Genomic DNA, 13,220 nt, shown 5'->3' with positions numbered 1-13,220 from the left:
AGGCAAAGTCCGGATGACTGGTCAGAAACCTCTGCCCGACATCATAATCCCGTTGAACCAACCGAATTTCCGCCACGACCTCGATGAGATGAAAGCAAAAATACGTCCGAATTTCGCGGCGCTGCGCGCCCTGGAGGCTGCAGAACGACACAGAAATTTCTCGCTTTCGGCCGAGGAACTGCATCTAACTCATAGTGCAATCAGTCATCAAATCCGGCAACTCGAAGCGGTACTTGGAAATACGCTGTTTACTCGCGTTGGCTCGGAGATGATTCCTACGCCAGCTTGCAGTCGCCTCGCAGAGCGTTTGCGGCGTGGTCTCCTGGAAATTGATGCAGCGCTGGACGAAGCCAGGACGGAAGGTCAACCATCGAGGAGGCAGCTTAGTGTTAGCGTAATGGCGGATTTCGCGAATGTCTGGTTCATCCCGCGGCTCGCAGACTTCGCCCAACTCCACCCCGATATCGATCTGACGCTGACCGTGCACAATGACTTCACGCCGCCCGATCCGCGCTCGGTGGACGTCGGAATATGGCACCGTCGCATCGACGAGCGAGGATTCCGCTCCGAGAAACTCATGAAAGATCAGGTCATAGCAGTGTGTAGTCCAGGATTTCAGAAGAAGCATGGACCACTCACGCTCGACAGATTGCAAGATATTCCTCTCCTGCATTTTCATAGCCGGTCCTGGCGTGAGTTCTTTCAAGCCGCGGGGCTTACCCGTGCAGAGCCAGGCCCCGGACCGACGTTTAGTGACGCTGCATCGTTGCTCAATGCCTCACTAGCCGGTTTGGGTGTTGCCATGATACGGGAGCAACTCGCTCGTACTTTCCTGCGCAGTGGTGCGCTCGTGCAGATAGGAGACGTGCGCATACCGGCTCATCTCGAGTACTACTTCGTCTGGCAAGAGGAGAATCTCAGGGAGTCAGCCATACGTTGCCTTTATCTATGGCTACAACAGGGCATCGAAACAACGTAGGTCAAGGTTATTCTTGTGGCGCGCGCATCGCGCGACATCGTCCAACACACGATGCCGCGCAATGCAAAATGACACAACCCCTGCTCCTAGTGGCGTCTATGGGCGTCGTGGAAGGTAACGTCTTCGCCATCGCGCAAATCGAGGACCTCACAACCGTCGTCTGTAACGGCGACGACATGCTCCCAATACACCGCGAGAGATTTGTCCAACGTCTGTGCCGAACGGGTGACATTCGGCAGGCGGATGCCCTCACCGCTACCCGCGCAAATAAACGGCTCGACCGTGATCACCATGCCTTTTTCCAGAACACGCCCTTCATTGCGGGGATCCCTGTAGTAGGGAATAAGCCATCCATCCGCATGAACCTGGCCGGTCGAATGCCCTGTGCCGCTCGGCACTCGCAGCATCGAAAAACCAAACGATTCGACATACTCCTGCACCCTGATTGCGATGTCCTGAAGTTTCGCACCTGGACGCACCAGACTAATGCCGAGGCACATTGCCTGATACCCCACTGACATCAACAGACGCGCTTCCGAACTCGTTTCCTCACCCACAATCCACATGCGCTGCGTGTCGCCACACCAGCCTTCTTTCTTTATGCTGACATCAACGCCGAAAAGATCGCCGCGCTTTAACGGAATATCGCTCGGCTCACCGCTAAAAGCGTTTTCATTATGAGCGATGGAAATGCACGCATACTCGCTGGAGTCGTAGCCGGCCAGGTCTTCGCGGTCAATCTCCGCGCCGTACTTGTTCACGATAAGGTCATACGCAATATTATTGATCTGCCGTGAGGTAACCCCGGGTTGAACGTGCGGCGTCAAGTCCTGCAAAACCTGCGCGGCAATTCGACCTGCGGCGCGCAACATCGCAATCTGCTCAGGCGTCTTGATGGAGATCTTGTTGTAGTCAACTTTTTCACTCATGATTTACTCCGGTGAGGATGATCAATTAACTTCCGCTGTTTAATGAATTTTCATTCGATGCAGTTTTTCTTTGCATCAGATGCGCTGAAAACCGGAGACCGATAAGGCTGCACGGCGACCGTTCACCTATTATTCAAATCTGAAGCGATCCGGTCCAACGAAACCTGTTCCAGCACACTGTGAAGAAAATTTGACGCGGTTTCAGACGAACCGGTCATCCTGATTTCCAGGGCCAACTAAATCCCGCTGCGTGGTGTCGGTGGGAGGGCTTTTAAGTCGCGCCGTAACGGTCCGGACACAAAAATTATTAACGTTTGAAGCAACCGGGCCGCTCTTCTTCGCGGGTCTGTGCCACGCAATACTGCGCTGGCGGATCCAGACAGCCAACGAAGGAGACGACCGCCCATGAACGCATCGACTGCCCGCCTGCGCGGCGTGCTCGCGCCGGTACTCACGCCGTTTTCCGCCGACGGCACACCGTCGGCGGCGCGCTATGTCCGGCATTGCCGCCTGCTGCTGAATCAAGGCGTGAGCCTCGCGGCATTCGGCACGAACTCCGAAGCGAACTCGCTGAGCGTGCGCGAAAAGCGCATGCTGCTCGATGCACTCGCCGAAGCCGGTCTGCCCACTGCGCGCATGATGCCAGGCACCGGTGCCTGCGCGATTCCCGATACGGTTGAATTGACGCGTCATGCGCTGGCGCATGGCTGCGCCGGCGTGCTGATGCTGCCGCCGTTCTACTACAAGGGGGTGAGTGACGAAGGCCTGTTCCGCAGTTTCGCGAGCGTAATCGATACGGTTGCCGATCCGCGTTTGCGTATCTACCTGTATCACATCCCGCAAGTTGCGCAGGTCGGCATCAGCGCGGCGCTGATTGAACGTTTATTGCGTGCCTATCCGGGCATCGTCGCGGGCATCAAGGACAGCTCCGGCGACTGGCAGAACACCGAGGTCCTGCTCGATGCATTCCAGCCCGATGGCTTCGATGTATTTGCCGGCAGCGAGACGTTTCTGTTGCGCACACTGCAACGCGGTGGTGCGGGCTGCATCACCGCGACCGCCAACGTCAACGCAAAAGCGATTGCGCGGCTCGCACGCGAATGGCACGCAGACGATGCGCCCGCGCAGCAGCAGGCACTCGATACGACGCGCGCTGCGCTCCAGCGCTTTCCGATGATCGCCGCGATGAAAGCGGCGATTGCGTGGCAATCGGGCGACGATGGCTGGGCCGCCGTACGGCCACCGCTCGTCGAACTCGATGCGGCACAGCGGCGCGATCTGGAGTCTGCGTTGACGAACATTGGCTTTCATATCGACGACGCCGCGACGCTGGCAGAACACGCAGAGGAAGTCGTGCATCCAGGCAGGTAGCGCCGCACAGCAAGCTTCGCCTACGTTCAGACGCAGCACGACAACGCCCGCGGCCACACGCAACAACTACACGTTTCGCGCCAGCGGGTCAGGAGACAACCTTGTTCATCCGCACCGCCCTTTCCCCGGCAATCGGCGCAAACACCGCCGACAGACTGTTTCGTCGTGTCGCGCTGCGCTTCATGCCACTGCTGTTCGCAGGTTACGTGGTCGCGTATCTGGACCGCGTGAATGTCGGCTTCGCGAAACTGCAGATGCTCGGCAGTCTGCACCTCAGCGAAGCCGCATACGGGCTCGGCGCGGGCCTCTTCTTCGTCGGCTACTTCCTGTTCGAGGTGCCCAGCAATCTGCTGCTGCACCGGCTCGGCGCGCGCCGCTGGATCGCGCGGATCATGGTGACGTGGGCCGTACTGTCGATGGCGACCGCGTGGGTCACGACACCGGCGATGTTCTACACCGTGCGCTTTCTGCTCGGTGTGGCGGAGGCCGGTTTCTTTCCCGGCATGATCCTGTACCTGACGTACTGGTTCCCGTCGCACCGGCGCGGCAAGATGGTGGCGGTGCTGATGGCGGGCAATCCGGTGTCGGGACTCGTGGGCGGACCGCTATCGGGCTACATCATGCATGCGACACACGGTGTGTCGGGCATGGCGGGCTGGCAGTGGTTGTTCATCATCGAGGCGCTGCCTTCGGTTGTGCTCGGCATCGTGATCTTCTGTTTTCTCGACGACCGCGTCGCCGATGCACGCTTGCTCGACGAACACGAAAAACGACTGATCCAGCAGGAGATCGATGCGACGGCTGCCACGCGTTCGCATAGTTCGGTGCGCGCGGTATTCACGTCGGCGCGCGTATGGCTCATGTGTCTGATCCTCTTCGGCATCGTGATGGGTTCGTATGCGATCGGTTTCTGGCAACCGACCATCATCCGCGGTACCGGCATCGACGATCCGTTCGTGATCGGTCTGCTCACGATGATTCCCTACGCCGCGGCCCTCGTCGCAATGATCGCCGTGGGCCGTCATGCGGATCGCACGCGCGAGCGCCGCTGGCACGTCGCCGGGCCGGCTCTGCTTGCGGCGAGCGGGTTCGTTGTGTGTGCACTGAACGGCGATCACGCGTTGCTCTCGATGGTCGGGCTCACGCTCGCCGCCGTCGGCGTCGTGACCGCGCTGCCGATGTTCTGGGCACTGCCGACCGCGTTTCTCGGCGGGACCGGCGCGGCGGCCGGCATCGCGTTGATCAACTGCACCGGCAACCTCGCGGGTTTTATCAGTCCGGCCGTAATTGGCTGGCTGAAGACCGTCACGCATACGCTGTCGTCGGGGCTTTTTGTCGTGGCGGCTTCGCTTGCGATATCGGCGCTGCTGATCGTCGTGCTCGTGCCGGCGCGGCTCGTCAACAGATAGCGCTCAGCCGCGCGCTGGAGCGTCACCGTTCGAAATAACGCGCCCGATCAAGATCGGCAATCAACCCAGGCTGCGTCGGCGTCCAGTTCAACCACGCCCGGGTTTGCTCGCTCGAGGTTGGAATATCGTTGCCAACGAACTGCGCTAACCGGCCAAAGTGGTCCGCCGCCTCTTCAGCGGAAATTGACACGACCGGCAGCTCGAGACGCCGACCAATCACACCGGCAATCTCCTTGAACGCGATCCCCTCTTCCGCGATCGCGTGATAGCGACTGCCGGCGCTGCCGCGCTCGATTGCCAGTCGGTAGACACGCGCGGCATCGAGCCGGTGCACAGCAGGCCAACGGTTGAGCCCGTCGCCCACATAAGCCGACACGCCGAGCCGCCGCGCGATATCGATCAGCCGCGGCACGAAGCCGCTGTCGCCGTCACCGTGCACCGACGGCGCGAGACGCACTGCGGACGCGTGTACGCCGCGCTCCACCAGCAACGTAGCGGCCGCTTCCGGCAGACGCGGAAACACAGCGGGATCGGGATTGCGCGTATCGTCCTCGGTCGCGAGACGACCGGGTGCGAGCAGCGCGACGCCCGACGAAACCAGCAGCGGACGATCGGAGCCGGCCAGCGCAGCACCGATCGCCTCGATCGCACGTCGTTCCACTTCGCTGTTTTCGGCGAACTTCGACATGTCGTGATTGAACGCGGTGTGAATGACGCCGTCCGTGGCGGCCACACCGTTTCTCAAACTATCGAGATCTTCAAGCGAGCCATACAAGGCCTCGCCTCCCCGCGATGCAAGCGAGTGCGCCGCGGCCTCCGAACGCACCAGACCCAGCACGTGATGGCCGGCGGAAAGAAGTTCGTTGACCACGGCCGAGCCGACAAATCCATTTGCTCCAGTAACAAAGACGCGCATCGTGCAACCTCCGGATTGAGACGAAGGATTACTATCTACGCGTCACCGCACACGATGAAGCCGTGACGTTTTAGGGGTATACGGACTAACAGGATGAGCATGGCGGACGCAAACGAAAATCTGCTTGGAGCCTACCTCAAGGATCGCCGCACGAAACTCGACCCGGCGGCTTTAGGGTTCTCCACCGCGCGTCGGCGCACGCCGGGATTGCGGCGCGAGGAAGTTGCCCAGCGCGCCCATGTCAGCGCGACGTGGTACACGTGGCTCGAACAGGGACGCGGCGGTGCGCCTTCCGCCGAGGTGCTCGAGCGCATTGCCCGGGCGCTGATGCTGACCGATGTCGAGCGCGAATATGTCTTTCTGCTGGGACTTGGGCGTGCACCGGGCCTTTCCGGACACGCCGAGCCTCGCGACGATGCAGCCGACAGCACACTACCGCGGCTGCAACACGTGCTCGATTCAATGGAATTCAGCCCGGCCGTGGTGCGAACCTCGACGTGGGACATCGTCGCGTGGAACCGCGCGGCGCTCGTGACCCTCACCGACTACGAAGTGTTCCCGCCCGAGCAGCGCAACGTCCTGCGCCGCATTTTTTTCGATCCTGCCGTGCGCGCCGCGCAGCCCGACTGGAACCGCGTCGCGCGCTTTGCGGTCGCGGCGTTCCGGGCCGATACCGTGCGTGCGGGGACGACGCAGAAGGTGCAGGCTCTTGTCGACGAACTCCACCGGCTGAGCCCCGAGTTCGCGGCGATATGGCGCGACAACGATGTTCGCGCACACGACAGCAGCACGAAACAGATTCGTCATCCGCTGGTTGGACCGATCGCGCTGGAGTATTCGGTCTTTGCGGTGCACGGGCATCCCGATCTGAGCCTCGTGACCTACACACCCGCCACACCGGCCGATGTCGAACGCATCAAATTGCTGATTGCTCGCCGTGCGAATAGCGTCGTCAGCATGGAAGATGCTGCGTGAATCGAACGGGATTGGACTGGACCGGATAGCGCGCGCGAATCGTAACAGACTGTCAAACATCGCCTTCGTGAAGTTCGTCGTCAGTCAGAATGCCTGCGACGTGCGACCCGATTTTCCAGCCACCTTTGCGGCGCCTCTTCCGGATGAAACCCCTCATGAACAAATACGCAGCAGTCGCTTTATGCGCACTCGGTGCGACGGATTTTATTTTCCCGAACATCGCGATGGCCGCCCAAAGCACCGGCATCGAAGTCGCGGTTCCAGCCTATGTCTTTCCTGGCGACCCTTTCCTCACGACGATGGAAGACCCGGTGAAGATGCCTGTGCCGCCGTCCATCGTGATCGTCAATATTGCCAACGGCGACGCCGACGAATCCATTCTCGATCATGATGCCGACCTCCTGCGCGCCAGGATCGCGGCGAGCGGCGAACACGTCAAGGTGATCGGCTACGTGCATACGACTCACGGCGCCCGGTCCGTCGCGGATGTCGAAGCCAGTATCGACCGGTATCTCGCGCCGCGTAACGGCGCGGTGCATTACGATGGCATCTTCTTCGACGAAGGTATCGCCGATTGCGGCCCGACCGCCGGTTCGATGCAATACCGCGATTACTACCGCACGCTGCGCGAATACGTCTGGTCGAAATATCCCACCAGCGCGCAGAGCCTTGAAGTGATCAACATCGGCACCGCCGTCAGCGACTGCTACCTCGATCCGGCCCATCGCGCGGCGGACGTGTTCGTCACGTTTGAAGACACGGCCGATCACTACATGACCAATGCCGTCGATGTCGGCTGGAAGTATGGCTGGGTTGGCGGCAATGTGATCGTCAACGGTACATATGCGCTGGGCACGCAGTACGATTCGACGAGCTTCTGGCATCTGGTCTACAACACCAGCCAGGCCACCTGGTCTTCCGTGCTCGATACGGCGCTCCAGCGCTACGCAGGCTATGTCGATGCAACCGATGCGTACATGGTCGGAACGTCGCTCAACCCATGGGCGCAAATGCCGAGCTATCTCAACTCGGAAGTCACGTACGCGAATACGTTGAGCCACAACTAGCGCGATCCGGCTGGGTTTTGTCCGGATAGATCCCTGCTCAACGCAACGCGGACGCGAAATCGTCGAGTTGCGTGATGCAGGTATTCCAGCCATCGAAGAACCCAAGTGTTTCGTGGCGCTCGCGCGTGGCGTTATCCGGATGCATGACACGCGCTTCGTAGCGGCTGCCCGCGCCTTCGTCGGCCATCGTGATGATCGCGGTGAAGCCAAGCCACGGTGTATTGGGTCGCCACTGCGCGGTCAGCATCGACGTAAACACGAGGCGCGCTTGCGGCACGATCTCGAGAAAGCAACCGGGGTTGTCACTGGTGCCGCCGTCGGGACCGCGCATGAGGGTATGAAACGCGCCGCCGGGGCGTAAATCGAAGGCGAGCACCTCGGTGGTCCACGGTCGCGGGCACCACCATTCCTTGAGCAGATCGGGTTCTGTCCAGGCGCGCCACAACGCGGTGCGCGGCGCGCGCAGCACGCGCGAGATGACGAGGTCGTTGCTTTCAGCGGGTTCGGCGTGGTTTGCGGGGTTTACTGGCACGACGTTGCTCCTCTTCATGAAGACGTTCGACGAAACCGACCATGCGGTCGGATCGCGCTTCCCATATGGCTCGCTGACCTGCTATCCACTGCTCGGCTTCCGACAATCTGCCTTGCATCAGCTCGCAGGTGCGCGTGCGCCCCGCCTTTCGCGTCCGGATCAGGCCGCTGCGCTCGAGCAACGAAACATGCTTCATGAACGACGGCAGCGCCATGTCGAATGGCGCTGCAAGCACGGATACCGCCTGCTCGCCCCGGCAGAGCGCGCTAACGATCGCGCACCGGGTCGGATCGGAGAGAGCGTGGAAGATGTCGCTGACGCCAGCCTGATAGTTAGCCATGTGGCTAACTATAGACCAACTGTGGTGGAGAGGAAAGTCTGTTGGCGCCGGCGCGTGCCAGTCCTTTACTTCGCGAACAACGACGCCATATTCGCAAACGCCTTGATCTCGACCGCATTACCCGACGGATCGAGGAAGAACATCGTCGCCTGCTCGCCGACTTCGCCCTTGAAGCGGATATGCGGCTCGATCACGAACGCGGTGTTCGCCGCCTGCAGCTTGTCCGCCAGCGTCTGCCATTGCGGCACCGACAGCACGACGCCGAAATGGCGTACCGGCACCGCATGGCCGTCTACCGCGTTCGTCGTGCGGTGGCCCGTTTCTTCGGGTGAGAGATGCGCGACGATCTGGTGCCCGTAGAAATCGAAGTCCACCCATTCCGGCGAGCTACGGCCTTCGGGGCAACCGAGCAGATCGCCATAGAACTCGCGGGCAGCCGCCAGGCTGTGGACCGGAAATGCCAGATGGAACGGCGGAATGACGGCGGTGGAATCGCTCATGTCGAAGATCCTGGTAGCGGTGGGGAGTGGTTTGTAACTCCGGGCGGAGTCAATGACAGCCAGTTTATGTACGAACAAAATTGCTGAAAAGCGATATATTTTCGATCTGACCACCAACAAAATCGATGAATCCGCGATGCTCCGGGAACTCAAAACCTTCGTCGCCGTTGCGCAGCACGGCACTTTCGCCGCGGCCGGCGAGCGGATCGGGCTGACCCAGTCGGCGGTCAGCGCGCAGATGCAGCGGCTCGAAAAGAATCTCGGCTTCGCGCTGTTCGATCGCACCGGGCGTTCTGCGACGCTCAACGACGCCGGCCGCGAAACGCTCGCCCTCGCCGACGATCTGCTGTCGTTGTACGCGCAGCTCGGTGGCCATACCGCGCACGCGGCGGAGCGCGGCGGCACGCTGACAGTTGGCGCAATCGCCTCCGTCCAGCCGACCTTCATGGCCGACGCACTGGCAAATTTTCGTAAAGACTGGCCCAGCTGGCGGCTGCGCATCGTACCAGGTGTATCGCTGAACCTGCTCGGCCAGGTCGATGCCGGCGAACTCGATCTCGCCGTCATCATCAAGCCGCCGTTCTCGCTGCCGCCGGATCTCGAATGCCGGACGCTCGTCACGGAGCCGTTCGTGCTGCTCGTGCCCGCGCGGCTGGCGCGCAAGCCCTGGCGCGAATTGCTCGCGTCGGAGCCGTTCATTCGCTATGACCGTCGTTCATTCGGCGGCGGTCAGGTTGATCGATTTCTGCGGCGCCTGCGCGTGAACGTGTCCGAATCGATCGAACTCAACGAATTGCTGGGGATCGTGCAACTGGTGGCGCGCGGCGCCGGTGTCGCGCTCGTGCCGCTGGCCGCCGCATTCGGTGCGTTGCCGCGCACGGTCAAGGCGCTCGCGCTCGGTGGCGAGACCTTCGAGCGCGAGATCGTGCTGGTGGAGCGGCGGCGCCGTGCCGCTGAAGCACCCGCCGCGCGGCTCGGCGAGTGCATCGCGGAGGCCGCGCAGGCGCTCGCCGGCAAAAATCGCCGGCGATAAAACCCCACCCAAAGCTTTACGTCGTTACTTCGGCGAAAACTCGTGATGCCCGCCGAAGCCGAAGCGCATCGCCGAGAGCATGCGCTCGGCAAACGACTCGTCGTCACGCGAACGAAACCGCGTATACAACGCCGCCGACAACACCTGCGCCGGCACCGCCTCTTCGATTGCAGCTTCGATCGTCCAGCGTCCTTCGCCGCTGTCCGCCACCTCGGTCGAATAGTTGCCGAGCGCACCGTCTTTCGCGAGCGCGCCGGCCGTGAGGTCGAGCAACCACGACGACACGACACTGCCGCGCCGCCACACTTCGGCCACGTCCGCAAGATCGAGGCTGAAGCGTTCGCTTTCGGGCAACTCGGTCGATGCCTTGTGCTTCAGGATGTCGAAGCCTTCGGCATAAGCCTGCATCAACCCGTACTCGATACCGTTGTGGACCATCTTCACGAAGTGGCCCGAGCCGGTCGGCCCGGTGTGCATATAGCCGTTCTGCACGCGCGTATCGCGGCCTTCGCGGCCCGGTGTGAGCGGCACGTTACCGGCGCCGGGCGCGAGCGTCGAGAGAATCGGATCGAGCCGGTGCACCACCTCTTCCTCGCCGCCGATCATCATGCAATAGCCGCGCTCGAGGCCCCACACACCGCCCGACGTACCGACGTCGACGTAGTGAATGCCCTTCTCCTTGAAGCGCACCGCACGGCGGATGTCGTCCTTGTAGAAACTGTTGCCGCCGTCGATCACGACGTCGTCGGGGCTCAGGATCGGGTACAGGTCGTTCAGCGTGTCTTCGGTGATCTTGCCGGCCGGGAGCATTAACCAGATCACGCGCGGTGCAGCGAGTCCCTTCACGAGGCCGCCCAGGTCGCTCGAACCGGTCGCGCCTTCCTTCACGAGCGCCTCGGTGGCTTCCGGGCTGTGATCGTAGACCACGCACGTATGCCCGTTGCGCATCAACCGGCGGCCGATGTTGCCGCCCATCCGTCCCAATCCCACGATACCGATCTGCATAATGTCTTCCCCCTCGTTAACTGGATTGCCGAACCCGCGCGAGCTGCTGCTTCGCCGCTTCGTAGACGTGGTCCGGCGTGAAGCCGAACTTCGTTTGCAGCGCCTTCAGCGGCGCCGACGCGCCGAATGTATGCATCGCGATCAGCGAGCCGAGACGGCCCACATAGCGATCCCAACCGAGTACGCCCGCCTGTTCGACCGCGACCCGCGCGTCGACAGCGGCCGGCAGCACCGACTCTTTATACGCGTCATCCTGCTTCTCGAAGATGTCCCACGACGGCATCGACACGACGCGCGCCGCGATGCCTTCGCTCTTTAGCTTCTCATACGCGCCGACGCACAGCGACATTTCGCTGCCCGTGCCCATCAGGATCACCTCCGGCTTGCGGCCGTCGGGCGCGTCTGCAAGCACGTAAGCACCGCGTCGCACGCCGCTAGCCGCAGCGTACTTCGTGCGGTCGAACGTGGGCAGCGCCTGGCGCGACACCACGATGCAGGCCGGCACGCGCGGATTCGACAGCGCGACGCGCCATGCTTCGGCGACTTCGTTCGCGTCTCCTGGGCGCAGCGTCGTGAGACCGGGCACCGCGCGCAGCGAGGCGAGCTGTTCGATCGGCTGGTGCGTGGGACCGTCTTCGCCGACACCGATCGAGTCGTGCGTGAAGACGTAGATCACATTGACTTCCATGAGCGCGGACAGGCGGATCGGCGGCTTCATGTAGTCGCTGAAAATCAGGAACGTCGAACCGTAAGGCCGCAGGTTCGACAGCGCGATGCCGTTGCAGATCGAACCCATCACGTGCTCGCGAATGCCGAAGTGCAGGTTGCGTCCGCCGTAGCTGTCCGCTTCGAAACTACCGGCGCCTTCGAACTTCATGTCGGTCTTCGTCGACGGCGACAGATCGGCTGAGCCGCCGATCATCCACGGCAGGCGCTTTGCAATCGCGTTGAGCACCTTGCCCGACGAGTCGCGCGAGGCAATGCCCTTTTCGTCTGCATCGAACGTCGGGATATCGGCGTCCCAGCCCTCGGGCAACGTGTGCGCTTCTATCGCGCGGAATTCTTCGGCTAGTGCGGGATATTTCGCAGCGTAGGCTTCGAAGGACGCCTGCCATTGTTCGCGCGCCGCCTTGCCGCGCGCACCGATACCTTCCTGGAAGTGCGCGTAGACGCCGTCCGGCACGAGAAAGCTCGAATCTTCAGGCCAGCCGTAAAAGCGCTTGGCGAGCTTGATCTCTTCGACGCCGAGCGGTTCGCCGTGCGCCGCCGACGTGTCCTGCTTGTGCGGCGCGCCCCAGCCGATGATGCTGTGCACGACGATCAACGTCGGTTTGTCCGTATTCGCTTTCGCCTGCTTGAGCGCGGCGCCGAACTCGGCTGCGTCGTTGGCATCGGCGACGTGCAGCGTGTTCCAGTGATAACCGCGAAAACGCGTTTCGACCTCATCGCTGTACGCGAGATCGGTATGGCCTTCGATGGTGACGCGGTTGCTGTCGTAGATCCAGATCAGGTTCGACAGCTTCAGGTGTCCGGCAAGCGATGCCGCTTCATGCGAGATGCCTTCCATCATGTCGCCGTCGCCGCATATCGTGTAGACGCGGTAGTCGAACAGCGTCGCATCGGGCTGATTGAAGTGCGACTCGTACCAGCGCGCGGCCATCGCCATGCCGACGCTATTGCCGAGCCCCTGACCGAGCGGACCGGTCGTCGTTTCGACGCCGGTGGTCATGCGGTATTCGGGGTGGCCGGGCGTCACGCTATCTAGCTGGCGGAACTGCTTGAGGTCGTCGAGCGATACCGCGGGCGAGCCGTTCGGGCGGCCGGCTTCGTCGACGGCCTGCACGCCGGTCAGGTGCAGCAGCGCATAGAGCAGCATCGAAGCGTGCCCGGCCGACAGCACGAAGCGGTCGCGATTCGGCCACAGCGGCTCGGCCGGGTCGTAGCGCAGGTGTTCCTGCCACAGGTGATAACCGACGGGCGCGAGTGCCATCGGGGTGCCGGGATGGCCGGAGTTGGCCTTCTGTACTGCGTCCATCGCGAGGGTGCGGATGGTGTCGATGGAAAGACGATCGAGATCGGTGGGTGGGTTCGGCATGCTGCGACTCCTTGGACGTCTTGTAACCGGGCGGCGCGAGGTAATCGCGTCAGGACAAGCGGAGTAACC

General features: G+C 62.0%; 13 protein-coding genes. 6 read left to right on the top strand and 7 right to left on the bottom strand.

The genetic code is table 11. The features are described from left to right. Positions 1-13 precede the first annotated feature (13 nt). Positions 14-979 carry a LysR substrate-binding domain-containing protein gene (locus tag M0D65_RS26005; RefSeq protein WP_266255160.1) on the top strand — a complete coding sequence of 322 codons (966 nt, stop codon included), beginning with the start codon at positions 14-16 and terminating at the stop codon, positions 977-979. Between the two features lie 86 nt (positions 980-1,065). On the opposite strand, the gene M0D65_RS26000 is transcribed toward M0D65_RS26005, so the two are convergent. Further along, positions 1,066-1,908 (bottom strand): M24 family metallopeptidase, encoded by an 843-nt coding sequence (locus M0D65_RS26000; protein ID WP_266255159.1) that lies wholly within the window; start codon positions 1,906-1,908, stop codon positions 1,066-1,068. A 405-nt stretch (positions 1,909-2,313) separates the two neighbouring features. On the opposite strand from M0D65_RS26000, the gene M0D65_RS25995 reads away from it, so the two are divergent. Next, entirely contained in the window at positions 2,314-3,279 is a 966-nt protein-coding gene (locus M0D65_RS25995; RefSeq protein ID WP_266255158.1) for a dihydrodipicolinate synthase family protein, read from the top strand. 101 nt (positions 3,280-3,380) lie between these two features. Further along, the gene (locus M0D65_RS25990; RefSeq protein WP_266255157.1) at positions 3,381-4,688 is read left to right on the top strand and encodes an MFS transporter; all 1,308 of its coding nucleotides are present in this window, start codon (positions 3,381-3,383) and stop codon (positions 4,686-4,688) included. A gap of 22 nt (positions 4,689-4,710) precedes the next feature. On the opposite strand, the gene M0D65_RS25985 is transcribed toward M0D65_RS25990, so the two are convergent. After that, entirely contained in the window at positions 4,711-5,604 is an 894-nt protein-coding gene (locus tag M0D65_RS25985; RefSeq protein ID WP_266255156.1) for an SDR family oxidoreductase, read from the bottom strand. A gap of 99 nt (positions 5,605-5,703) precedes the next feature. Here M0D65_RS25985 and M0D65_RS25980 point away from each other — a divergent pair, with 99 nt between their 5' ends. Further along, positions 5,704-6,579, top strand: a complete 876-nt coding sequence (locus M0D65_RS25980; protein WP_266255155.1) for a helix-turn-helix transcriptional regulator — start codon at positions 5,704-5,706, stop codon at positions 6,577-6,579. A gap of 155 nt (positions 6,580-6,734) precedes the next feature. Next, a complete protein-coding gene (locus M0D65_RS25975; RefSeq protein WP_266255154.1) occupies positions 6,735-7,646 on the top strand; it encodes a spherulation-specific family 4 protein in 912 nt (303 codons plus the stop codon). Between the two features lie 37 nt (positions 7,647-7,683). Here M0D65_RS25975 and M0D65_RS25970 read toward each other — a convergent pair whose 3' ends face one another. From M0D65_RS25970 to M0D65_RS25960, 3 genes are all read right to left on the bottom strand, one after another. Then, complete coding sequence (locus M0D65_RS25970) at positions 7,684-8,178, bottom strand: SRPBCC family protein (RefSeq protein ID WP_266255153.1); 495 nt, start codon at positions 8,176-8,178, stop codon at positions 7,684-7,686. After that, positions 8,141-8,518 (bottom strand): helix-turn-helix transcriptional regulator, encoded by a 378-nt coding sequence (locus tag M0D65_RS25965; RefSeq protein ID WP_266255152.1) that lies wholly within the window; start codon positions 8,516-8,518, stop codon positions 8,141-8,143. The genes M0D65_RS25970 and M0D65_RS25965 overlap by 38 nt, the downstream gene beginning before the upstream one ends. A gap of 65 nt (positions 8,519-8,583) precedes the next feature. Further along, positions 8,584-9,018 carry a VOC family protein gene (locus tag M0D65_RS25960; RefSeq protein WP_266255151.1) on the bottom strand — a complete coding sequence of 145 codons (435 nt, stop codon included), beginning with the start codon at positions 9,016-9,018 and terminating at the stop codon, positions 8,584-8,586. A 136-nt stretch (positions 9,019-9,154) separates the two neighbouring features. Here M0D65_RS25960 and M0D65_RS25955 point away from each other — a divergent pair, with 136 nt between their 5' ends. Further along, positions 9,155-10,051, top strand: a complete 897-nt coding sequence (locus M0D65_RS25955; RefSeq protein ID WP_266255150.1) for a LysR family transcriptional regulator — start codon at positions 9,155-9,157, stop codon at positions 10,049-10,051. A gap of 24 nt (positions 10,052-10,075) precedes the next feature. Here the strand turns inward: M0D65_RS25955 and gnd are convergent, their stop codons facing one another. After that, on the bottom strand, positions 10,076-11,056 hold the full coding sequence (gene gnd, locus M0D65_RS25950; protein WP_091017835.1) for a phosphogluconate dehydrogenase (NAD(+)-dependent, decarboxylating): 981 nt from the start codon (positions 11,054-11,056) through the stop codon (positions 10,076-10,078). Between the two features lie 16 nt (positions 11,057-11,072). Further along, positions 11,073-13,151 carry a transketolase gene (tkt, locus tag M0D65_RS25945; RefSeq protein WP_266255149.1) on the bottom strand — a complete coding sequence of 693 codons (2,079 nt, stop codon included), beginning with the start codon at positions 13,149-13,151 and terminating at the stop codon, positions 11,073-11,075. Positions 13,152-13,220: the final 69 nt, after the last annotated feature.

The sequence above is a fragment of the Paraburkholderia sp. CHISQ3 genome, assembly GCF_030464945.1.
Classification (GTDB): Bacteria; Pseudomonadota; Gammaproteobacteria; order Burkholderiales; family Burkholderiaceae; genus Paraburkholderia; species Paraburkholderia megapolitana.
Note: the sequence above shows the minus strand (reverse complement) of the source record. Positions and strands in the feature narration are given on the sequence as shown.

Bases quoted from the DNA above. Each gene is read 5' to 3' on its own strand.
- M0D65_RS25995 (WP_266255158.1), top strand. From the start codon at position 2,314: ATGAACGCATCGACTGCCCGCCTGCGCGGCGTGCTCGCGCCGGTACTC.
- M0D65_RS25965 (WP_266255152.1), bottom strand. From the start codon at position 8,518: ATGGCTAACTATCAGGCTGGCGTCAGCGACATCTTCCACGCTCTCTCC.
- M0D65_RS25975 (WP_266255154.1), top strand. From the start codon at position 6,735: ATGAACAAATACGCAGCAGTCGCTTTATGCGCACTCGGTGCGACGGAT.
- M0D65_RS26000 (WP_266255159.1), bottom strand. From the start codon at position 1,908: ATGAGTGAAAAAGTTGACTACAACAAGATCTCCATCAAGACGCCTGAG.
- M0D65_RS25980 (WP_266255155.1), top strand. From the start codon at position 5,704: ATGGCGGACGCAAACGAAAATCTGCTTGGAGCCTACCTCAAGGATCGC.
- tkt (WP_266255149.1), bottom strand. From the start codon at position 13,151: ATGCCGAACCCACCCACCGATCTCGATCGTCTTTCCATCGACACCATC.
- M0D65_RS25960 (WP_266255151.1), bottom strand. From the start codon at position 9,018: ATGAGCGATTCCACCGCCGTCATTCCGCCGTTCCATCTGGCATTTCCG.
- M0D65_RS25955 (WP_266255150.1), top strand. From the start codon at position 9,155: ATGCTCCGGGAACTCAAAACCTTCGTCGCCGTTGCGCAGCACGGCACT.
- M0D65_RS25985 (WP_266255156.1), bottom strand. From the start codon at position 5,604: ATGCGCGTCTTTGTTACTGGAGCAAATGGATTTGTCGGCTCGGCCGTG.
- gnd (WP_091017835.1), bottom strand. From the start codon at position 11,056: ATGCAGATCGGTATCGTGGGATTGGGACGGATGGGCGGCAACATCGGC.
- M0D65_RS26005 (WP_266255160.1), top strand. From the start codon at position 14: ATGACTGGTCAGAAACCTCTGCCCGACATCATAATCCCGTTGAACCAA.